Source organism: Kitasatospora sp. NPDC088351 (genome assembly GCF_040685575.1).
Taxonomy (GTDB): domain Bacteria; phylum Actinomycetota; class Actinomycetes; order Streptomycetales; family Streptomycetaceae; genus Kitasatospora.
On sequence record NZ_JBFBIL010000007.1, the window covers coordinates 177154 to 197869 of the forward strand.

Genomic DNA, 20716 nt, shown 5'->3' on the forward strand with positions numbered 1-20716 from the left:
CCGGCCGGTCACCGCGCGCGACGGGCCGACGCGGGCGCCGGTGCGGGCGCCGACGGGCCGGCGGCGGGGCTCACAACAGGCCGTCCCAGAGCTGCTCGACGATGACGGCCCACCAGTTCTCCGGATCGTCGAAGACCGTCGGGTCGATCGCCGCCAGGCCCCGCTGGAGGTCGGCGACGGCGGTCCCGGCGGCCCGTCGGTCCGGGCCGCGCAGGCCGGGGAGCCGCCCGGCGAACAGCTCCAGGCAGCGGACGAAGGCCGCCGGGCCGTCGTTGCAGTGCCGGGCGGTGGCGTAGTCGGGGTCGACCGCCCGGACGGCGCCGCGGGCGGTGTCCACGGTGATCAGCGCCCAGCCGTCGGTGCCGAGCAGCAGCTGCGGGGCCAGCGCCCGGCGCTCCCGATCGGCGATCCTGGTGCCGCGTCCGGCGTCCGCCAGGTGGGCGGCGAGCGGCGGCAGCACCGGGCCGGGCCGGGTACCGTCCGCGATGGCCTCCGGCCGGGGGTGGTGCAGCGCGAAGAAGCCCTCGACGGCCACCGGCACGCCGACCGTGAGCAGCAGTCCGGCGCAGTCCTCCGGCAGATCGGCCCGGGCGACGTCGTCCGGGCCGAAGCGCTGGACGCCGCCCGCCCCGAACCGCCGCACCAGCCGGGCCGCCAGTGCCCCGGCCGGCTCGGCGGCGGCCCGCTCGACGGCGGCCGACGGCGCGGTGCGCGGGAACGGCACCCGGTTGGGGGCCGGTTCGCCGGGCACGGCCGGCAGCCACCGGACGGCCGCCGCCCGGTGGTCGAAGCGCGGCCCGTACGGCAGGTCGAAGCCCACCCGGGCCCCGGGCAGCTCGGCGGCCAGCGCGTGCGCCCAGTAGCCGCCGGGCAGCGCGCCCAGCCGCAGGTCGGTGTGGACGGCCAGCACGTCCTCGGCCCGGACGCCCAGTTCGCGCAGCCGCCACCAGCCGCGCAGCGCCGGATGCGGCAGCCCGGGCGCCGAGCGCAGCGCCATGGTGCGGACCTCGCCGAAGCCGTCCCGGTAGGTGAGTTCGGCCCGGGTGCCCCGGCCGGTGGCCGGTGGCAGGGCCGGGTCGTATCCGCCCGCGCCGAGGAAGTCCCGGTACAGCGCGACCACCTCGTCCACCGGCACGGACGGCCAGACGGTGAACCGCCCGGTCTCCCGGTCCACCACGGCGCAGGCCGCGCCGATCTCCTCGGGGGCCCGCCGCTCGCCCGTCCTCGGGTCGACCCGGACCGGCGGTGGCTCGGCCCAGAGCACCCAGCCGAGGTCGAACTCGTGCGAGCGCACCGGGCGGCTCCCGGCCGAGGCCCCGGGCAGTTCGCCGTTGATCCAGCGGTGGGCGGCCTCGATCGCCTGCGCGCGAGTGGTCACGGGGTGGTGCTCCTAGCGGCGGCCCGGCCGGAACCGGAAGGAACGGACGGCACGGTCGTCGAGGCCGCACCCGGCGCGGGCGCGGCTTCGACGGCCTCGACGGCCTCGAACCGGCGGACGGCGAGATCGAGCGGGCGGCCCTCGGGGTCGAGGGCGATCGCCCAGAGGCCGTGGCGGCCGTCGTGCAGCGGGGCCGGGCCCTGGCGGCCGACCTGGTGGTCGAGATAGGTCACGGTGTCCCGGTGGTTGACGGCGTTCCAGGCGTGCGGGCGGCCGAAGCCGTCCAGGGTGAGCAGGAGCGCCTGGGAGCCGTGGCCGGCCCGGCGCAGTTCGCCGGCCAGCCGGCCGAAGGCCGGGCCGCCGTCGCCGAGGTCCCGGAACGGCGCGCCGAGTTCGCGCTCCGCGCGGTCGCGTCCGCCGCGCTCGCCCGCGTCGCCCTCGGTGGGGACGCGCGGTGCGGCGCAGGTCGGCCGGCCGGTGAAGGTGTCCACGGCCGAGAGCGCGATCTCCAGGCTGTTGTTGGCCCGGCCCGGTTCGCGGGGGCCGCCGTCGTTGACGGCCTCGGCCCAGCCGCCGGCCGCCGGGGCCGGGTGACGGACGGGCAGGCCGTCGCCGTCCCGGGGCGCGCGGCGTTCGACCTCGCGCTGGTGCTCGGGGTCGACCTGGGCGAGCCCGCCGGGCCGGCCGTACGGGCGGCTGTCGGCGATGGTCCGCAGGCGGACCACCGGACCGCCGGGGGCGGCGCCGGTGCGCGGGGCGCGCAGGGCGAGCTGGAGGGCCATCGCGTGGGCGGTGGCGACCGGGACGGCTCCCCAGCCGGTCCCCGGCTGGCCCTCGGCCGGTGATCCGTCCGGACGGCGGCGGGTGTCGCCCGGGTGGGGCTCGGGGCGTCCGCCGCCCGGCCCGGCCGGCGGCGGGACGGGCAGCGGTGGGGCGACCGGCGGCGGGGGGACGGGCAGCGGGCCGGGGGTGGTGACCGGGTGCGGGGCACCGGTGGCCGCGCGAGGTCCGCCCGGGCCCGCTCCGACGGCGCCCGGACGCGGTTCGGTGGGCGCGGGCTGTCCGGGGGCGGCCGGGCCTGATCCGGGCTGCCCGGGCACCGGGGCGCCCGCGCCGGGGAGGGCGACCGGTACGGCCGGGGCGCCCGCGCCGATTCCGCTGCCGAACGGCGCCGGGCCGTGCCCGGCCGCACCGGGGCCTCCGCCGTAACCACCCGCGCCGCCCGCGCCGCCCGCACTGCCCGCACTGCCCGCACTGCTCGCGAGCGGGCCGGGGCCGACCGCTCCCGCGCCCACCGGCCCGCCGTAGCCGCCCCCGTACGAACCCCCGTACGCACCCGGGTAGGAGCCGCCGCCCGGGCCGCCGGTGGCCGCGTCCGGACCGGGGTGGTACGGCGCGGACCAGGAGGGTGGCGCCGCGGACGCGGGCGGCGCGAGCACCGAGTCCGTCCGCACGGTGACCGGCACTCCGCCGCCACCAGCTCCTCCTCCACCACCGCCGGAGTGCGAGGACGCGGGCGCCAGGGTGTAGTCGCCGCCGTCCGAGCCGCCGCCACTCTGGTGTGCCGGGGCCGCCGGGGCCCGGACCGGGCTCTCGGCCTGGGCGGGGGCCCGGTCGGCAGCGCCCACCGGCCCGGTCCGCACCTGTCGGCCGTCACCGGAGCCGCCCGCCGCAACGCCGGGGTCACCCGCCAGGCCGACGGACCCGCCGGAGCCGGACTCCTGGCCGGCCGCCCGCACCACGGCGTCCGGCCCGGCGCCCGGCACCACCGGACCGGGCTCCCCCGGCGGTGTGCCGTCCGGGGAGCCGCCGAGGACACCGTCCGGCCCGACACCCGCGCGGTGGGCCCGGCCCGGCCCGGCGTCGCCCGCCGCGAGGCCGGTCAGCGGCACACCGAGGACCTCCGTGCCGTCCTTGTCGGTCAGCACCGGCCGGCCGTCCCTGCCGAGCAGCGGCCGCCCGTGCTCGTCCAGCCGCACGGTCAGGTCCTCGACCCCGACCACCGGCCTGCCGTCCGGGCCCTGGACGACGAGCAGCCCGCTCGCGTCCGCCACCGGTGTGCCGTCCGCCCGGACGATGACCGGGTTGCCCGCCTCGTCCAGCACCGGCCGGCCGGCCTCGTCGAGCCTGACGCTCAGACCGGGCACCCCGACCACCGGCTGCCCGTCCGCACCGGCCACCGGCTTTCCGTCCGCGCCGATCACCACCGCCAGGCCCGCACCGCCCGCGCCCAGCACGCCCGGCTCGGCGAGCGCGGCCGGCAGCCCGGCGGCCAGCGGGTCGAAGGCCCCGCCGGGGCCGGTGGCGCAGGAGGCCGTCCGCACCCCGGCCGCGCCGGGCGTGCTGGGCCCGAGGCGCAGCAGGGCGACCACCGCGGGCTCCTTGAGCGCCGTGGCCAGCCCGTCCTTCATGGCCCGGCCGAGTTCGTCCAGCAGCCCGCCGATCCTCAGCCGGGCGGCCTCGACGGCGACCGCCGCCATCGCCTCGGCGACCTGCCCGGTGGCCGTGTTCCGCACCCCGGCCGCCAGCCCGCCGAAGACCCCGCCGGGAGCGGCGCCGCTCCCGTTCCGGGCGGACTCGGCGGCCTCGGCGGCCTTGACGGCGGCCGCCCTGGCCCTGGCCGCCTGTTCCTCGGCCTGCTTCAGCTCGGCGGCCAGCTCGGTGAGGGCCGCGACGACATCGGCCTTGCAGCCGTCCACGGCCCGGGCGGCCCGGTCGAAGGCGCCGGCCACCAGCCCGGCGGCGGAGTGGGCGTCGTCCAGGTGGCCCTTGCCACCGCCGCTGAACGCCCGCCAGTACTCGCCGAAGGCCTCCACCGCCCGGCCGGAGTTCTCCCCGGTGACGCGCCTGGCGGAGTCGCCGCCGCGCCTGCCGAGGCGCTCCGCCTCGGCGCCGAGTTCGCGCCAGAGCCCGGCCGCCTTGCGCAGCCCGTCCTCGTCGGCCTGCGGCCACCGGTGGCCGGTCCTGGCCAGCAACGGTGCGAGCTCCTCGGGCAGCTTCCGGGACACGCGCGTTCCCCTTTCGGGAGGCGGATCACCGCCGGGCGGCGGCACGGGCGGGCGGGCGGGGAGGGCCGGTGTCAGGCCGGCCTGTCCTCGGGGACGGTCCCCACGGCCGCCGGGGTTGCGGACGTCACCGGGGCCGTCGAAGGTGCCGGGGCCGCCGTCGGCCTGCCGTCCGGCCCGGTGCCGGCCGTCGCGCCGAAGCCCGCCGCGGCCGAGGTGTCGGCGTCCGTGGTCCGCTCGGCCATGGTGTGCAGCCCGGCCCCGACCTGGCCGAGCCGCCCGGCCAACCCGCGCAGGCCGCCGAGCAGTTCGCCGTGCGCCTCGCGGTAGACGGTGGCGAAGCCGCTGCCCGGCCGGTCCGGTCCCCAGGGGCTGCCGAGCGCGGCGAGGCCCTGTTCCAGGGCGGCCGCGGCCTTCCCGAGGTCCGCCGAGATCTTCTCGAACTCCCGCCCCTCGCCGTGCAGTTCCCAGGGCTTGATGACGAACTTGCCGCTGCCGCCGGCCATCCCCGTACCTCCCGTCGCGGACCGGCCGCCCATCCTAGAGCTGAAGTCCTGGAGCCGGATCCCGCCCCGGCCGCAGGACGCCGGTGACCTCTTCGCCCCGCCTCCACCTCCCCCCGAGGCCCCCACCGCGGGCCCACGGGCGGTGGACCGCCGGTGAAATCACCGCAAATGCCCCGGCCACGGGCGGTTCGCACCTCCGCGAAGGCTCTACCCTTGCCGGGTGGCAGCAGCAGAAACGTCCAAGAAGAAGCCCAGGGCCGGAACGACCGCGATCGATCTCGCCATGCCGACCCTGCGCGCCGAGGTCCCGCTCGACTTCCCGCGCGCCTGGGTCGAGTTCACCGACCCCGACGACGAGGAGCAGGTCTTCCGCTGCGACCTCACCTGGCTGACCTCCCGCTGGACGTGCATCTTCGGCCGCGGCTGCCAGGGCATCCGCGAGGGCCGGGGCGAGTCGGACGGCTGCTGCACGCTCGGCGCCCACTACTCGGACGAGGACGACGAGCAGCGGGTGGCCGGTCACGCGGCCCGGCTGACGCCGGAGATCTGGGAGAACTTCGAGCACGGCACCGACGACAGGGGCCGGATCAGGCTCGACGGCGGCATCACCATGCTGGACGAGGACGGCGACCGGCAGACCCGCCGGGTCAACGGCGCCTGCCTCTTCCTCAACAGCCCGGGCTTCCCCGGCGGCGCCGGCTGCGCGCTGCACACCCTCGCCCTCAAGGAGGGCAAGGAGCCGCTGGAGACCAAGCCGGACGTCTGCTGGCAGCTCCCGGTGCGCCGCACCTACGACTGGATCGACCGCCCGGACGACACCCGCTACCTCCAGGTCACCATCGGCGAGTACGACCGCCGGGGCTGGGGCCCGGGCGGCCACGACCTGCACTGGTGGTGCACCGGCAGCCCGGACGCGCACACCGGCCCGGACCCGGTGTACGTCAGCTACCGCCCCGAGCTCACCGAGCTGATGGGCAAGGCCGCGTACCAGGTGCTGGCCGGCCTCTGCGAGCAGCGGATCGCCACCAAGGGCGACCGCAAGGTGGCCCCGCACCCGGCCGACCCGGCGAAGCCGAAGAAGAAGGCGTAGCCGCGGCGCGCGGGTGGCCGCCGTACCCGGCCGGCCCGCCGCGCGCCGGGGTCGCGGACGGCTACCCGCCGGTCACTTGTCGATGTCCCCGACGACGAAGAACATCGAGCCCAGGATCGCCACCATGTCGGCGACCAGGGTGCCGGGCAGCAGCTCGGTCAGCGCCTGGATGTTGTTGAAGGACGCCGAGCGGAGCTTGAGCCGCCACGGCGTCTTGTCACCGCGCGAGACCAGGTAGTAGCCGTTGACGCCGAGCGGGTTCTCCGTCCAGGCGTAGGTGCTGCCCTCGGGTGCCTTGAGCACCTTGGGCAGCCGCAGGTTGACCGGCCCGGGCGCCAGCGTGGCCAGCTTGTCCAGGCAGGCGTCCGCCAGGTCGAGGGAGTTGACCGTCTGCTCCAGCAGGCACTCGAAGCGGGCCAGGCAGTCGCCCTCCTCGCGGGTGACCACGGTCAGCACCCGGCGCAGTTCCTCGGAGCCGTACGCCAGGTAGGGCTCGTCCCGGCGCAGGTCGAAGTCGAGGCCGCTGGCCCGCGCGATCGGGCCGCTCACCCCGTACGCCTCGGCCTGTGCCCTGGTGAGCACGCCGACGCCGGCGGTGCGGACCCGGAAGATCTCGTTGCCGAGCACCAGCTCCTCGAAGACCGGCAGCTGGGAGCGGACGGTGGCGACCGCCGCCCGGACCCGGCCGAGCCAGCCGGCCGGCAGGTCCTCCTTGAGGCCGCCGACCCGGTTGAACATGTAGTGCATCCGCCCGCCGGAGGCCTCCTCCAGCACGTGCTGGAGGTCCTCACGGCCGGTGAAGGCGTGGAAGATCGGGGTGATGCCGCCCAGTTCCAGCGGGTAGGAGCCGAGGAACATCAGGTGGTTGAGCACCCGGTTCAGTTCGGCGAGCAGGGTGCGGATCCACACCGCGCGCTCGGGCACCTCCATGCCGAGCATCCGCTCGACGCCCAGCACCACGCCCAGTTCGTTGGCGAAGGCGGAGAGCCAGTCGTGCCGGTTGGCCAGCATGATGATCTGCCGGTAGTCGCGGGCCTCGAAGAGCTTCTCCGCGCCCCGGTGCATATAGCCGATCACCGGCTCGGCGGTGACGATCCGCTCGCCGTCCAGCACCAGCTTCAGCCGCAGGACGCCGTGCGTCGCGGGGTGCTGCGGGCCGATGTTGAGCACCATGTCGGTGCTGCCGGCCTCGCCCGTGAAGCTCTCGGCTCCCGCTCCGATGCCGACCGTGGTCTCCCTCATGGGGTCAGAGTCTGCCATCCCGCCGGCCGCTCCAGCCCCTGTGCCCCCTTCAGGATTTCGGGCAGCGGCATCCGGACGGCCTGCGCCAGCCAGCCGAAACCGCCGAGGCCGGCCGGGTCGGTCAGCTCCGCGCCCTCGCCCGCGCCACCGAGCGCGCGCAGGTAGGCCACCGGGTCGGAGGAGGCCAGTGCGAGCGGCGGCCTGGTCCCGCTCACCCCGAGCGCCCGCAGCGCCTCCCGCTGCGTCGTCCACAGGCTGTGGACGGCGGGCACGGCCACGGCGTCCAGCGCGACGTGCGCGGTGAGGTCGCAGGAGCCGTCCGGCACCGGGGGCACCTCGCGGCCGGCCCGGAAGCCGGTCAGGGTGGTCAGCGGCGGGCGGGCGGCGGCCGTGTGCCCGTAGTCCACCGCGACCGCCAGCCCGCGCTCCAGGGCGCCGACGGCCGAGGCCCAGGCGGCGTCCCGGGGGCCGCCCAGCTCCACCACGTCCCCCGGACGGCCGCCCGGCCACCAGCGGGCGGCCCAGGCGGCGTCCGCCTCGGTCACCGGCTCGCCCGGGCGCTCCGCGCCCGTCGCGGTGTCCACCTCGACATAGCGCAGCCGCCCGCCCTCGCCCACCTCGGCCAGGTCCAGCGGCACGTTGTCCAGCCACTCGTTGGCGAACAGCAGGCCGGTGACACCGCGCGGCACCACGGTCGTCCACAGGGCTGTGGACGGCAGTCCCGCCGGGCGCGGCGCCCCGATCTCCACGCCGTACGGCCGCAGCCGGGAACGCACCGCGTCCGGCAGCTCGGCCAGCACCCCCGTCAGCAGTTCGCCGCGCCCCGCCCCGACGTCCACGAAGGCCAGCTCCGCCGGACGGCCGAGGGCCGCGTCGACCTCCAGCAGCAGCCGGGCCACCGCCCGGGCGAACAGCGGGGAGGCGTGCACCGAGGTGCGGAAGTGCCCGGCCGGGCCCTCCGGCCGGCGGTAGAAACCGCCCTCCGGGGCGTACAGGGCCTCTTCCATGGCGGGCCGCCACCGCATCCAGCTCATGCGGCGGGACGCTACCGGGACCGGCCACGACCTGCCCAACCGGAACCGGGGCTTCTCCGACCTAGGGAGTAGGCGGGATCGCCCTCCCGGTGGACCTGAACACGCCAGGTGGCTGCCTACCCTTGAGGCGTGCATCGACTCAACGCCTGGCTCCGCCGTCACCCCATGGTGGTCGACGCCGCCTGGGCGTCGATCGTGCTCTTCCTCGGCGTACTGCCGGACAACGGCAGCAACCACGGCTGGCGGTACGGCGTCCAGCTCGCCATCGCGGTGGTCCTCCCGCTGCTGATGGTCGTCCGGCGCCGGTGGCCCGACGCCACCGTGGCCACCGCCGCCGCGATCGGCGTCGGCCAGGTCGCGCTGGACGTCGATCCCGCCATCTCCAGCATCGCGTACCTGGTCTTCGCCTACACCGGTGCCGCGTTCGCCTCCACCTGGGTGTCCCGGCTGGCGCTGGCGGCCGGGCTGGCGGCCGGACCGCTGGTCTTCTGGCGGCTCCACCCGACCAAGACGCAGCTCGACGGCGAGGGCAACATCCTGCAGCAGCCGTACCACCTGGGCGAGTCGGTCGTCATCACGCTCCTGATGAGCACCCCGTTCATCCTCTGCTGGGCGTGGGGCCGGCTCACCCGGGTCCGCCGGGCCTACCTGGTCGAGCTGGAGGACCGCGCCGCCCGGCTGGAGCGCGAGCGCGACGCCCAGTCCAAGGTGGCGGTCGCCGCCGAGCGCGCCCGGATCGCCCGCGAGCTGCACGACGTGGTCGCGCACAACGTCTCCGTCATGATCGTCCAGGCCGACGGCGCCGCGTACGTCCTGGACAACTCGCCCCAGCAGGCCAAGCAGGCGCTCAGCACGATCGCCTCCACCGGCCGCCAGGCCCTGGTGGAGATGCGCCGCCTGCTGGGCGTGCTGCGCACCGCCGACACCGCCGACGAGTACATGCCGCAGCCCGGCGTCGAGGAGCTGCCCGAGCTGCTGGACCAGGTCCGCACGGCCGGCCTCCAGGTGGACTTCGCCACCTCCGGCGACCCGCGCGAACTGCCGCGCGGCGTCGAGCTGACGGTCTACCGGATCGTCCAGGAGGCGCTGACCAACGTCCGCAAGCACGGCGGCCCCGACGTGCACGCCCGGGTCGCGGTCGACTTCGGCGAGCGCGAGCTGGCCGTCCTGATCGAGGACGACGGCCGCGGCACCACCGACGAGCAGTTGTCCTCCGGTGGCACCGACGGCCAGGGCCACGGCCTGATCGGCATGCGGGAGCGGGTCGGTATGGTCAGCGGCAGCCTGGACATCGGCCCCCGCCCCGGCGGCGGCTTCCGGATCCGCGCCGTACTGCCGCTCAAGGCAGCCCACTGACCCCGCCGCCGCGCCCCCTAGGAGCCACCTTGACCATCCGCGTGATGCTCGTCGACGACCAGGAGCTGCTGCGCACCGGGTTCCGGATGATCCTCCAGTCGCAGGGCGACATCGAGATCGTCGCCGAGGCCGGCGACGGCGCGCAGGCCGTGGAGAAGCTGCGGCACACGGAGGTGGACGTGATCCTGATGGACGTCCGGATGCCCCGCCTGGACGGGGTGCAGGCCACCCGCCGGATCTGCCTCGCCGAGGACGGCAGCCCACTGCCGGACGCCCCGCACGTGCTCATCCTCACCACCTTCGACCTCGACGAGTACGCCTTCGCCGCGCTCAAGGCCGGCGCCAGCGGCTTCCTGCTCAAGGACGTGCCGCCGACCGAGCTGGTGGCCGCGATCCGGGCGGTGCACGGCGGGGACGCGGTGGTCGCCCCGACCACCACCCGCCGCATGATCGACCGCTTCGCCGAGGTGCTGCCCACCCCGCACAACGCGCCGGGCCCGAACACCCTCGGCCCGCTCACCGAGCGCGAGCGCGAGGTCTTCCTGCTGGTCGCCCAGGGCCTGTCGAACGGCGAGATCGCCGCCCGGCTGGTCCTCTCCGAGGCCACCGTGAAGACCCACGTCGGCCGGATCCTGGCCAAGCTCGGCCTGCGCGACCGGGTCCAGGCCGTGGTCCTCGCCTACGAGGCTGGCCTGATCCGGGCCGGGGCCTCGGACTGATCCCGGCCCGGGGCCGCCGGGCCCGGCCGTAGAATGGGCCGGTACGTCCGGTACCCGAGGAGGACCGGAACGGAGAGTGAGGACGAGGGCCTGGCCGTGAGCACGTCCGACAGTGCCGACTTCCCCGCGTTCGGCGACCCCGCCCCGTTCCCCGACGGCTTCGGCGACCCCACCGACCCCGGCAACCGCCCGGCCCGGCTCTCCGTCGGCGTGGTCGGCACCGGCCGGGTGGGCCCCGCCCTCGGCGCCGCCCTCCAGCTCGCCGGGCACCGCGTGGTCGCCGCCTCCGGGGTCTCCGCCACCTCCCGCCGCCGCGCCGAGGCGCTGCTGCCCGGCGTCCGGATCGTCACCCCGCCGCAGGTGCTCGCCGCCGCCGACCTGGTGCTGCTCACCGTCCCCGACGACGCCCTCGCCGACCTGGTCGCCGGCCTCGCCTCGACCGGCGCCGTCCGCCCCGGCCAGCTGGTGGTGCACACCTCCGGCGCGCACGGCGTCGCCGTCCTGGAGCCCGCCACCCGGGCCGGCGCGCTGCCGCTCGCGCTGCACCCCGCGATGACCTTCACCGGTACCTCCGTCGACCTCGCCCGGCTGGCCGGCTGCCCGTTCGGCGTGACCGCCCCCGAGGAGCTGCGCCCGGTCGCCGAGGCGCTGGTGGTCGAGATGGGCGGCGAGCCCGAGTGGGTGCCGGAGGGCGTCCGCCCGCTCTACCACACGGCCCTCGCGCACGGCGCCAACCACCTGGTCACGCTGGTCGCGCAGGCGCTGGAGCTGCTGCGCACGGCCGGCGTCGCCGAGCCCGGACGGCTGCTCGGCCCGCTGCTCGGCGCCGCCCTGGACAACAGCCTGCGCTCCGGCGACGCGGCCCTCACCGGCCCGGTCGCCCGGGGCGACGCGGGCACCGTACGGCGCCACCTGGCGCAGCTCAGTACGGTGTCCCCGGACATCCCGGCGGCCTACCGGGCGATGGCCAGGGCCACCGCCCAGCGGGCGCTCGCCAACGGGACGATCGACGAAGCGTCGGCGGCGGCGCTGCTGGACGTACTGAACGAGGAGAAGCATTGATGGCACGCGGCAAGCAGCCCGGCAAGGCGCAGCGGGCACCCAAGGTCCACCGGGCCGTCGTCACCCACACCGTCGCCGACTTCGAGGCCGCCTTCTGGCCGGACGAGCAGCCGGTCGACAACGCGGTCGTGATGACCATGGGCGCGCTGCACGAGGGCCACGCCGCGCTGATCCGGGCCGCCCGCAAGCAGGTCGGCCACGAGGGCCGGGTGGCCGTCACGGTCTTCGTCAACCCCCTGCAGTTCGGCGCCGGCGAGGACCTGGAGCGCTACCCGCGCAGCCTGGACGAGGACGTCCGGCTGGCCGAGGAGCACGGCGCCGACGTGGTCTTCGCGCCGTCCGTCGAGGAGGTCTACCCGAACGGCGAGCCGCAGGTGCGCCTGGCGGCCGGCCCGATGGGCGAGCGCTACGAGGGCGCCACCCGGCCCGGCCACTTCGACGGGGTGCTGACCGTGGTCGCCAAGCTGCTGCACATCACCGACCCCGACTACGCCTTCTTCGGCGAGAAGGACGCCCAGCAGCTGGCGATCGTCCAGCGGATGACCGCCGACCTGGACTTCGACGTCGAGATCGTCGGCGTGCCGACCGTCCGCGAGGAGGACGGGCTGGCGCGGTCCTCCCGCAACCGGTACCTCTCCGCCGAGGACCGCGAGCACGCGCTCGCCCTCTCCAAGGCGCTGTTCGCCGGCCGCGACGTGGCCGCGCAGGGCCCGAAGGCCGTGCGCGAGGCGGCCGCGGCCGTCCTCGACGCCGCCGGGGGCGTCACCCTCGACTACCTCGCCCTGGTCGACCCGCACGACTTCACCGAGGCGGCGGACGGCTTCCAGGGCGAGGCGGTGCTGGCCGTGGCCGCGAAGGTGGGCACCACCCGCCTGATCGACAACGTCCGCATGATCGTCCGATAACGCAGCAGCACCCCTCAGGCATGCACTCACAGGAGGCGTGACCCCATGCTCCGCACCATGCTCAAGTCCAAGATCCACCGGGCCACGGTGACCCAGGCCGACCTGCACTACGTCGGCTCGGTCACGGTGGACGAGGACCTGCTCGACGCCGCCGACCTGCTCCCCGGCGAGCTGGTCCACATCGTCGACATCAACAACGGCGCCCGGCTGGAGACCTACACCATCGCCGGCCCGCGCGGCTCCGGCGTGATCGGCATCAACGGCGCCGCCGCCCGCCTGGTCCACCCCGGCGATCTGGTCATCCTGATCGCCTACGGGCAGATGGACACCGCCGAGGCCAAGGGCTACCTGCCCAGGGTCGTCTTCGTGGACGACCGCAACCGGATCACCGGCCTGGGCGGCGACCCGGCCGAGGCCGGGGAGGGCACCGGGCTGGTCCGCGGCGACCTGGGGGCACCCCCCGGCCGCCGGGCCGGGGGCGCGTACGGTGACCGCAACGGCGCGACCCCGACCGCGCGCTGAAGGAGCCACTGAACGCCATGTCCGTCACGCACCGCCTCACCGCCCCCGCCCCCGGCTGGACGGCCACCACCGACGTCGTGGTGGTCGGCTCCGGGGTGGCCGGCCTCACCGTCGCCCTCAACGTCCGCAAGGCCGGCCTGCGGGCCACGGTGGTCACCAAGGCGATGCTGGACGACGGGTCCACCCGGTGGGCCCAGGGCGGCATCGCCGCCGCCCTGGGCGAGGGCGACACCCCCGAGCAGCACCTGGACGACACCCTGGTGGCCGGCGCCGGTGTCTGCGACGAGGAGGCCGTCCGGGTCCTCGTCACCGAGGGCCCGGAGGCCGTCCGCCATCTGATCGCCACCGGCGCGGCGTTCGACCGCGACGCCGAGGGCGAGATCCTGCTCACCCGCGAGGGCGGTCACCACCGGAGCCGGATCGCGCACGCCGGCGGGGACGCCACCGGTGCCGAGATATCGCGTGCCCTGGTCTCCGCCGTGCGGTCCGACCCGGACCTCGAACTGATCGAGCACGCGCTCGTCCTCGACCTGCTGACCGACGCCGACGGCCACGCGGCCGGCCTCACCCTGCACGTGATGGGCGAGGGCCAGCGCGACGGCGTCGGCGCCATCCGGGCCCGCGCGGTGGTGCTCGCCACCGGCGGCATGGGCCAGGTCTTCTCCGCCACCACCAACCCGGCGGTCTCCACCGGCGACGGCGTGGCGCTCGCCCTGCGGGCCGGCGCCGCCGCCGCCGACCTGGAGTTCGTCCAGTTCCACCCGACCGTGCTCTGGCTCGGACCGGACGCCGAGGGCCAGCAGCCGCTGGTCTCCGAGGCGGTCCGCGGCGAGGGCGCCCACCTCGTCGACGCCGACGGGACGCGCTTCATGGTCGGGCAGCACGAGCTGGCCGAACTGGCCCCGCGCGACATCGTCGCCAAGGCCATCACCCGGCGGATACAGCTCCAGGGCACCGATCACATGTACCTGGACGGGCGGCACTTCGGCGCCGACATGTGGGAGCGGCGGTTCCCGACCATCCTCGCCTCCTGCCGCGCGCACGGCATCGACCCGGTCACCGAGCCGATCCCGGTCGCCCCGGCCGCCCACTACGCCTCCGGCGGCGTCCACACCGACCTGCGGGGCCGCACCACCGTGCCCGGCCTGTACGCCTGCGGAGAGGTGGCCTGCACCGGGGTGCACGGCGCCAACCGGCTGGCCTCCAACTCGCTGCTGGAGGGCCTGGTCTTCGCCGAGCGGATCGCCGCCGACCTGATCGCCCGCCACCGGGCCGGCGAGCTGCCCGAGCGGTCGGTGGACGTGGCCGCGGCGCGCGCCGCGCACCCGGTGCCGCTGCCCGCTCCCGAGGCACGCGCCGAGATCCAGCGGCTGATGTCGCGCGGCGCGGGCGTGCTGCGCTCGGCCACCTCGATGGCCGACTCCGCGGCCGGGCTGGCGCTGCTCGCCGAGCAGGCGTACGCGGACGCCGCCGAGGCGAAGCCGGCCGACCCCCGGGTGGAGACCTGGGAGGCCGCCAACCTGCTGCTGGTCGCCACCGCCCTGGTCACGGCCGCCGCGCAGCGCGCGGAAACCCGTGGCTGCCACTGGCGCGAGGACTTCCCCGAGCGGGACGACGCCCACTGGCGGCGCCACCTGATCACCACCCTCACCGCCTCCGGCGATCTTGTCAGCACCCCTGAGGAGCAGTAGAACCATGACCCACTCCCACGAGGAACTCCCCCTGGCCGACTCCCAGGGCGGTTGCGGCGACGGCTGCGCCTGCGGGGACGGCGAGGGCTACGAGACCGGCCTGGACCCGCGGCTCGCCGAGCTGCTGGAGGAGGCCGGGCTGGACCCGGTCGAGGTCGAGGACATCGCCACCCTGGCGCTGGCCGAGGACCTGGCCGGCGGCGAGGACGTCACCTCGGTCGCCACCGTGCCCGCCGACGCCGTCGCCACCGCCGACTTCACCGCCCGCGAGGCGGGCGTGGTGGCCGGCCTGCGGATCGCCGAGGCCGTCGTCTCGCTGGTCTGCGAGGAGGAGTTCGAGGTCGAGCGGCACGTCCGGGACGGCGACCGGGTCGTGGCCGGCCAGGTGCTGCTCTCGGTCCGCAGCCGTACCCGCGACCTGCTGACCGCCGAGCGCAGCGCGCTCAACCTGCTCTGCCACCTCTCCGGCATCGCCACCGCCACCCGCGCCTGGGCGGACGCCCTGGAGGGCACCGGCGCGGTGGTCCGCGACACCCGCAAGACCACCCCGGGCCTGCGCGCGCTGCAGAAGTACGCGGTGCGCTGCGGCGGCGGCGCCAACCACCGGATGGCGCTCTCCGACGCCGCCCTGGTCAAGGACAACCACGTGGTGGCGGCCGGCGGTGTGGCCGAGGCCTTCCGGGCCGTCCGGGCCGCCTACCCGGAGCTGCCGGTCGAGGTCGAGGTGGACACCCTGGAGCAGATCCCGCCGGTCCTGGAGGCCGGGGCCGACCTGATCCTGCTGGACAACTTCACCGTCCCGCGGCTGAAGGAGGCCGTCGACCTGGTGGCCGGCCGGGCCCGGCTGGAGGCGTCCGGCGGTCTGACCCTGGCCACCGCGCGCGAGGTCGCCCAGACTGGTGTCGACTACCTGGCCGTGGGCGCGCTCACGCACTCCTCGCCGATCCTGGACATCGGCCTGGACCTGCGCGCCTAGGGCTTGTCGGTCAGCTCGACCCCGCCCGCTCCGACCCGCAGAAAGCACCCCATGCTGCTCACGATCGACGTCGGCAACACCCAGACCACGCTCGGCCTGTTCGACGGCGAGGAGGTGGTCGAGCACTGGCGGATCTCCACCGATCCACGCCGTACGGCCGACGAGCTGGCGGTGCTTCTGCAGGGCCTGATGGGCGCCCACACCGCGGTCGCCGAGGCCGCGGTGGAGGGCCTGGCGATCTGCTCCTCGGTCCCCGCCGTGCTCCACGAGCTCCGTGAGATGGCCCGCCGCTACTACGGCGACGTCCCCACGGTGATCGTGGAGCCGGGGGTCAAGACCGGCGTGCACGTCCTGATGGACAACCCCAAGGAGGTCGGCGCCGACCGGATCGTCAACGCGCTGGCCGCCAACCACCTGTACGGCGGCCCGTGCATCGTGGTCGACTTCGGGACCGCCACCACCTTCGACGCGGTGAGCGCCCGCGGCGACTACGTCGGCGGGGCGATCGCCCCCGGCATCGAGATCTCGGTGGAGGCGCTCGGTGTCCGCGGCGCCCAGCTGCGCAAGATCGAGCTCGCCCGGCCGCGGAACGTGATCGGCAAGAACACCGTCGAGGGCATGCAGTCCGGCATCCTCTACGGCTTCGCCGGCCAGGTCGACGGCCTGGTCGACCGGATGGCCCGCGAGCTCGCCAAGGACCCGGACGACGTCCAGGTCATCGCCACCGGCGGGCTCGCCCCGCTGGTCCTCGGCGAGGCGACCACCATCGACGTCCACGAGCCCTGGCTGACCCTGATCGGCCTGCGCCTGGTGTACGAGCGCAACCGCCCCAGCTGAGGCCCTCCCGCCGCTTCACCCGATGGCGTGTCCCCCCGCGGACACGCCATCGGCGTGTGGCGGGCGCCACATCCCGGCGAACGGGGCAGCTCACCCGCGGCCCGGACCCCCGGCACCGGGCCGAACGTGCGGATTCGGCGCGACGCTACCGACAAATCGGATATTCCTCACGTAGTGTCAGCCCATGCCTACGCCACACGGATCGCGCGGCGGCATGGCCTTCAGCGCCGACGAAGTCCGCGTGCTGCGCCGCGCCCTCGCCCAAGCCCTGCACCCCGCCGTACCCGTCCACCTCCAAGGACCGCTGCCGTTCGCCGGCGCGGGCGCCGAACTGTGGGCGGAGGACGTCCAGGACGCACTGCGCCTGACCGAGGCGATCGACGAAGCCGTCCAGGAAGGCGGCCGGCTGCGCGCCTTCCTCCTCGCCGACCTCGGCCGGTACCGGTCGGCGCTGCCCGGCAGCGCCAGCGGCTACCTGGAACGTCTGGAGGAGGCCGTGGCCGACGGCTACCTGCCCGGACCCGAGGACCTCACCGCGCTGCGCGGCCTGACCCGTCAGCCGTGCGGCCACGGCGAGCGGGTCCGCCGTTCCCGGCTCGCCGGGCGCTGCCACGCGCTGGCCGAGGCCGCCGTCCGCGAGCGGCTCGCCCTCACCACCGGCCAGCGCCACCTCATGGCCGTACCGAGTCCTGCCGCACCCCTGCGCAGTCTCCCCACCCCTGTTGGAGGACGGATTCCGATGAGCAGCACCGACTCCCCCGCCGAGCAGCCCGCCGCTCCCCCGACCGAGCCCCGCCCCCACCGGATGCCCACCCCCGCCGAGCTCTTCGGCCGCCGCCCCAAGCCCCCGGTCCGCCCGGCTCCGCCGACCGACGGCCCGGAGGAACTGGAACTCGCCACCGGCACCGGCTGACCGTCCGCCGCACCCGCCGAAGGGGGAGACCGCACCCGCGGTCTCCCCCTTCGGCGTGCGACGCGGATATCCCGTGGCGGAGCACCGGCGGGGGCTGGCTACCCTTGTGGGGTGAGCGATCAGAGCCCCATCCCCGCGACCGACGACCTTCCCGAGCAGATGCGCGTCCGGCGCGAGAAGCTCGACCGGCTCCGGGCGGCCGGCGTCGACCCGTACCCGGTCGGCTTCCCCCGCACCAGCACCATCGCGGATCTCCGCGCCAAGCACCCCGACCTGGCCCCGGACACCGCGACCGGCGAGCGGGTCGGCATCACCGGCCGGGTGATCCTCTCCCGCACCGGCGGCAAGCTCTGCTTCGCCACGCTGCGCGACGGGACCGGCGACCTCCAGGTGATGTTCTCCCTGGACAAGCTGGGCGAGGAGCGGCTGGCGGCCTGGAAGTCGGACATCGACCTGGGCGACCAGGTCGGCGTCGAGGGCGAGGTGATCACCTCCCGCCGCGGCGAGCTGTCGGTGATGGTGGACCGCTGGGCGCTCACCGCCAAGTGCCTGCGCCCGCTGCCGGACAAGCACAAGGGCCTGACCGACCCGGAGGCCCGGGTCCGCCAGCGGTACGTCGACCTGATCGTCAACCCCGAGGCCCGCGAGATCCTGCACCTGCGCAGCAAGGTGGTCCGCTCGATCCGCCGCACCTACGAGGAGCGCGGCTACATCGAGGTCGAGACCCCGATGCTGCAGCCGGTGCACGGCGGCGCCAACGCCCGCCCGTTCAAGACCCACATCAACGCGTACGACATCGACCTCTTCATGCGGATCGCCCCGGAGCTGTACCTCAAGCGGCTGGTGGTCGGCGGCGCGGAGAAGGTCTTCGAGATCAACCGCAACTTCCGCAACGAGGGCGCGGACTCCACCCACAACCCCGAGTTCACCTCGCTGGAGTCGTACGAGGCCTACGGCGACTACGACACCCAGGCCGAGCTGATCCGGGCGACGATCGTCAACGCCGCCCGGGACGCGCTGGGCACCACGGTGATCCGCGGCCTCGACCCGCACGGCGTCGAGCACGAGATCGACCTGGCCGAGCCGTGGGACGAGGTCGGCGTCTACCCGGGCATCTCCGCCCGCCTGGACACCGAGGTCACCCCGGAGACCTCGGTGGAGGAGCTGCGCGAGCTGGCCGCCGAGCACGGCATCCCGTTCGAGAAGGACTGGGGCCACGGTCAGATCGTGCTGGAGATGGTCGAGCGCCTGCTGGAGGAGAACGCCGTCCGGCCGACCTTCATCAAGGACTACCCGACCGAGGTCTCCCCGCTGACCCGCCAGCACCGCTCGGTCCCGGGCGTGGCCGAGAAGTGGGACCTGGTGATCTTCGGCACCGAGATCGGCACCGCCTACTCCGAGCTGGTCGACCCGGTCGAGCAGCGGGCCCGCCTCACCGCGCAGTCCCTGCTGGCGGCCGGCGGCGACGTCGAGGCGATGCAGGTCGACGAGGACTTCCTGCGGGCCCTGGAGTACGCGATGCCGCCCACCGGCGGCCTCGGCCTCGGGGTGGACCGCCTGATCATGCTGCTCACCGGCAAGAACATCCGGGAGACCGTGCTCTTCCCGCTGGTGAAGCCGGAACCCAAGGCGTCCGCCGCCACCGCGGCGGAGAAGACCGAGGAGGAGTGACCTGATGGACTACGTCAGCGCGATCGTCCCGCCGCTGGTCATGGCGATCGGCTTCGGCTTCCTGGTGCGGGCCATCATCCGCAGCCAGGGCGGAGCCCAGAAGGCCAAGGAGGATCTGGCCGACTGACCTGTCGGCCGTCCGCGAACACCACCGCGCCGCCATTCCCGATTCCGGGGGTGGCGGCGCGCCGGTTTGGCGGTACTTCACAAGATTTGCCCCATTCACTCCCTATCCTGGCCGCACTATGGTCCGGCAACTCGGCGAACTTGAGAACGCCATCATGACCCGGGTGTGGCAGTGGAACCGACCGGTGACGGTTCGCGAGGTTCTCGTGGATCTGCAGTCGGAACGCGATATCGCGTACACCACCGTGATGACCGTCCTCGACAAGCTCCACAGAAAGGGCTGGCTGCGCCGCGAGCGCGCCGGACGGGCCTATCGATATGAGCCGGTCTCGTCCCGCGAGGCCTACACGGCGGCCCTGATGAACGATGCCTGGGCCACCAGTGACAATCCCGCGGCGGCCCTGGTGCACTTCTTCGGCCTGATGTCCCCCGAGCAACGGGAGGCACTCCGCGACGCGTTGCGGGTGGCCGCTCTGTTCCCGCCCGATCCGGATAGCCCGGATACCGAGGAGACCGCGCCGGGCCCGACGCGATAGCGTCCCGCCATGGAGGTCACCATCCGCCGGGCGCGGACCACGGACGTGCGGGCCGTACGCGGGCTCATCGACGCCTACTCACGCGACGGCATTCTGCTCGACAAGCCCACCGTCACCCTGTTCGAATCCGTCCAGGAGTTCTGGGTCGCGGAACGCGACGACAACGGGGCCGTGGTGGCCTGCGGCGCGCTGCACGTGATGTGGGAAGACCTCGCCGAGGTGCGCACACTCGCGGTGGATCCGTCCTGCCGCGGACACGGGGTGGGACACCTCCTTCTGGAGAAGCTGCTGCAGACCGCGCGCTGGCTCGGCGTCCGTCGGATTTTCTGCTTGACGTTCGAGGTGCCCTTCTTCGCGAAACACGGTTTCGTCGAGATCGATGAGCTCCAGGAAACCGATGATGGTACGACAGACCCGGCGGCGGTCGCTACGGATGTCTATGAAGAACTTCTCCGCTCGTACGATGAAGGTGTCGCGGAGTTCCTGGACCTGGAGCGGGTGAAGCCCAACACACTGGGCAACTCACGCATGCTGCTGCACCTCTGAGCGGCTCCCGGCGCGGTCAGGGGTTTGTGTTTTCCGGGGAAAGGCGCTTTCCTTTCCTTAGGCAATGGGTCGTTTAACGGAAAGGGAAGCCCGTGGCACAGAGGGTGCAGGTCATTCTTGAAGACGATCTCGACGGTGGTTCGGCGGACGAGACGGTGACGTTCGCGCTCGACGGCGTTGCCTACGAGATCGACCTGAAGAGCGCCAACGCGGACAAGCTGCGCGGTCTGCTGGCGCCGTATGTGGAGAAGGGCCGCAAGCAGAGCGGCCGGCTGGCCGGCGCCCGGCGCCCCGGCCGCGGCACGGCACCGCGCCCGTCCGGCAGCGCTCCGGACACCGCCAAGATCCGCGCGTGGGCCAAGGAGCAGGGCCTGGAGGTCAACGACCGCGGCCGGGTGCCGAGCACCGTCCGCGAGGCCTACGACAAGGCCAACGCGTCCTGATTCCGGCGCCGTCCGACCGCCGGAGCGGATGCGGGGCTCCGGCGGCCGCGTGAGACGTCACACGGCACACGTGCGGGGCGCGGGGGGAATCTCCTCCGCGCCCCGCGGTGCGCCCCCGGTGCCCGCCGCCGGCCCGGGCGTCCGGGGCACCGGCTCGG

The 20716-nt window shown here is 75.0% G+C and carries 20 protein-coding genes; 15 read left to right on the top strand and 5 right to left on the bottom strand.

The features are described from left to right. Positions 1 to 70: 70 nt before the first annotated feature. The 3 genes from AB0P06_RS08285 to AB0P06_RS08295 form a co-directional block, all read right to left on the bottom strand. A complete protein-coding gene (locus AB0P06_RS08285) occupies positions 71 to 1378 on the bottom strand; it encodes an SUKH-4 family immunity protein (protein WP_363606010.1) in 1308 nt (435 codons plus the stop codon). Continuing rightward, entirely contained in the window at positions 1375 to 4386 is a 3012-nt protein-coding gene (locus tag AB0P06_RS08290) for a toxin glutamine deamidase domain-containing protein (RefSeq protein WP_363606011.1), read from the bottom strand. Before AB0P06_RS08290 ends, AB0P06_RS08285 begins: the two co-directional genes overlap by 4 nt. 71 nt (positions 4387 to 4457) lie before the next feature. Continuing rightward, the gene (locus AB0P06_RS08295) at positions 4458 to 4889 is read right to left on the bottom strand and encodes a hypothetical protein (RefSeq protein ID WP_363606013.1); all 432 of its coding nucleotides are present in this window, start codon (positions 4887 to 4889) and stop codon (positions 4458 to 4460) included. A 283-nt stretch (positions 4890 to 5172) separates the two neighbouring features. Between AB0P06_RS08295 and AB0P06_RS08300 the strand changes: the two genes are divergently transcribed. After that, positions 5173 to 5979: a hypothetical protein gene (locus AB0P06_RS08300; RefSeq protein ID WP_363606065.1), complete on the top strand. Its 807-nt coding sequence runs from the start codon at positions 5173 to 5175 to the stop codon at positions 5977 to 5979. A gap of 72 nt (positions 5980 to 6051) precedes the next feature. On the opposite strand, the gene AB0P06_RS08305 is transcribed toward AB0P06_RS08300, so the two are convergent. Further along, positions 6052 to 7221, bottom strand: coding sequence for an NADH-quinone oxidoreductase subunit D (locus tag AB0P06_RS08305; protein ID WP_363606014.1), 1170 nt, complete (start codon positions 7219 to 7221; stop codon positions 6052 to 6054). Further along, positions 7218 to 8255 carry an SAM-dependent methyltransferase gene (locus tag AB0P06_RS08310; protein WP_363606016.1) on the bottom strand — a complete coding sequence of 346 codons (1038 nt, stop codon included), beginning with the start codon at positions 8253 to 8255 and terminating at the stop codon, positions 7218 to 7220. Before AB0P06_RS08310 ends, AB0P06_RS08305 begins: the two co-directional genes overlap by 4 nt. Before the next feature lie 129 nt (positions 8256 to 8384). Here AB0P06_RS08310 and AB0P06_RS08315 point away from each other — a divergent pair, with 129 nt between their 5' ends. From AB0P06_RS08315 to AB0P06_RS08380, 14 genes are all read left to right on the top strand, one after another. Beyond that, a complete protein-coding gene (locus AB0P06_RS08315) occupies positions 8385 to 9611 on the top strand; it encodes a sensor histidine kinase (RefSeq protein ID WP_363606018.1) in 1227 nt (408 codons plus the stop codon). Between the two features lie 29 nt (positions 9612 to 9640). Further along, positions 9641 to 10330, top strand: coding sequence for a response regulator transcription factor (locus AB0P06_RS08320; protein ID WP_363606019.1), 690 nt, complete (start codon positions 9641 to 9643; stop codon positions 10328 to 10330). Between the two features lie 210 nt (positions 10331 to 10540). Continuing rightward, on the top strand, positions 10541 to 11392 hold the full coding sequence (locus AB0P06_RS08325; protein ID WP_363606066.1) for a DUF2520 domain-containing protein: 852 nt from the start codon (positions 10541 to 10543) through the stop codon (positions 11390 to 11392). Further along, entirely contained in the window at positions 11392 to 12297 is a 906-nt protein-coding gene (gene panC, locus AB0P06_RS08330; RefSeq protein ID WP_363606020.1) for a pantoate--beta-alanine ligase, read from the top strand. Before AB0P06_RS08325 ends, panC begins: the two co-directional genes overlap by 1 nt. Before the next feature lie 45 nt (positions 12298 to 12342). Then, the gene (panD, locus tag AB0P06_RS08335; RefSeq protein WP_363606021.1) at positions 12343 to 12819 is read left to right on the top strand and encodes an aspartate 1-decarboxylase; all 477 of its coding nucleotides are present in this window, start codon (positions 12343 to 12345) and stop codon (positions 12817 to 12819) included. Between the two features lie 17 nt (positions 12820 to 12836). Next, positions 12837 to 14510, top strand: a complete 1674-nt coding sequence (locus tag AB0P06_RS08340) for an L-aspartate oxidase (RefSeq protein WP_363606022.1) — start codon at positions 12837 to 12839, stop codon at positions 14508 to 14510. Positions 14511 to 14514: 4 nt separating this feature from the next. Beyond that, on the top strand, positions 14515 to 15486 hold the full coding sequence (nadC, locus tag AB0P06_RS08345; protein ID WP_363606023.1) for a carboxylating nicotinate-nucleotide diphosphorylase: 972 nt from the start codon (positions 14515 to 14517) through the stop codon (positions 15484 to 15486). Positions 15487 to 15537: 51 nt separating this feature from the next. Then, positions 15538 to 16323 carry a type III pantothenate kinase gene (locus tag AB0P06_RS08350; RefSeq protein ID WP_363606025.1) on the top strand — a complete coding sequence of 262 codons (786 nt, stop codon included), beginning with the start codon at positions 15538 to 15540 and terminating at the stop codon, positions 16321 to 16323. Between the two features lie 184 nt (positions 16324 to 16507). After that, entirely contained in the window at positions 16508 to 17236 is a 729-nt protein-coding gene (locus tag AB0P06_RS08355) for a hypothetical protein (RefSeq protein WP_363606026.1), read from the top strand. A gap of 111 nt (positions 17237 to 17347) precedes the next feature. Further along, positions 17348 to 18907: a bifunctional lysylphosphatidylglycerol synthetase/lysine--tRNA ligase LysX gene (gene lysX, locus AB0P06_RS08360; RefSeq protein WP_363606028.1), complete on the top strand. Its 1560-nt coding sequence runs from the start codon at positions 17348 to 17350 to the stop codon at positions 18905 to 18907. 4 nt (positions 18908 to 18911) lie between these two features. After that, on the top strand, positions 18912 to 19034 hold the full coding sequence (locus AB0P06_RS08365; RefSeq protein ID WP_030304873.1) for a hypothetical protein: 123 nt from the start codon (positions 18912 to 18914) through the stop codon (positions 19032 to 19034). A 118-nt stretch (positions 19035 to 19152) separates the two neighbouring features. Then, on the top strand, positions 19153 to 19569 hold the full coding sequence (locus AB0P06_RS08370) for a BlaI/MecI/CopY family transcriptional regulator (protein WP_363606030.1): 417 nt from the start codon (positions 19153 to 19155) through the stop codon (positions 19567 to 19569). A 9-nt stretch (positions 19570 to 19578) separates the two neighbouring features. After that, positions 19579 to 20115, top strand: a complete 537-nt coding sequence (locus AB0P06_RS08375; protein ID WP_363606031.1) for an amino-acid N-acetyltransferase — start codon at positions 19579 to 19581, stop codon at positions 20113 to 20115. A 92-nt stretch (positions 20116 to 20207) separates the two neighbouring features. Beyond that, positions 20208 to 20558: an Lsr2 family protein gene (locus AB0P06_RS08380; RefSeq protein WP_363606033.1), complete on the top strand. Its 351-nt coding sequence runs from the start codon at positions 20208 to 20210 to the stop codon at positions 20556 to 20558. Positions 20559 to 20716 lie beyond the last annotated feature (158 nt).

Bases quoted from the DNA above. Each gene is read 5' to 3' on its own strand.
- AB0P06_RS08295 (WP_363606013.1), bottom strand. From the start codon at position 4,889: ATGGCCGGCGGCAGCGGCAAGTTCGTCATCAAGCCCTGGGAACTGCAC.
- AB0P06_RS08300 (WP_363606065.1), top strand. From the start codon at position 5,173: ATGCCGACCCTGCGCGCCGAGGTCCCGCTCGACTTCCCGCGCGCCTGG.
- AB0P06_RS08305 (WP_363606014.1), bottom strand. From the start codon at position 7,221: ATGAGGGAGACCACGGTCGGCATCGGAGCGGGAGCCGAGAGCTTCACG.
- AB0P06_RS08310 (WP_363606016.1), bottom strand. From the start codon at position 8,255: ATGAGCTGGATGCGGTGGCGGCCCGCCATGGAAGAGGCCCTGTACGCC.
- panC (WP_363606020.1), top strand. From the start codon at position 11,392: ATGGCACGCGGCAAGCAGCCCGGCAAGGCGCAGCGGGCACCCAAGGTC.
- panD (WP_363606021.1), top strand. From the start codon at position 12,343: ATGCTCCGCACCATGCTCAAGTCCAAGATCCACCGGGCCACGGTGACC.
- AB0P06_RS08340 (WP_363606022.1), top strand. From the start codon at position 12,837: ATGTCCGTCACGCACCGCCTCACCGCCCCCGCCCCCGGCTGGACGGCC.
- nadC (WP_363606023.1), top strand. From the start codon at position 14,515: ATGACCCACTCCCACGAGGAACTCCCCCTGGCCGACTCCCAGGGCGGT.
- AB0P06_RS08350 (WP_363606025.1), top strand. From the start codon at position 15,538: ATGCTGCTCACGATCGACGTCGGCAACACCCAGACCACGCTCGGCCTG.
- AB0P06_RS08355 (WP_363606026.1), top strand. From the start codon at position 16,508: ATGCCTACGCCACACGGATCGCGCGGCGGCATGGCCTTCAGCGCCGAC.
- AB0P06_RS08365 (WP_030304873.1), top strand. From the start codon at position 18,912: ATGGACTACGTCAGCGCGATCGTCCCGCCGCTGGTCATGGCGATCGGC.
- AB0P06_RS08370 (WP_363606030.1), top strand. From the start codon at position 19,153: ATGGTCCGGCAACTCGGCGAACTTGAGAACGCCATCATGACCCGGGTG.
- AB0P06_RS08375 (WP_363606031.1), top strand. From the start codon at position 19,579: ATGGAGGTCACCATCCGCCGGGCGCGGACCACGGACGTGCGGGCCGTA.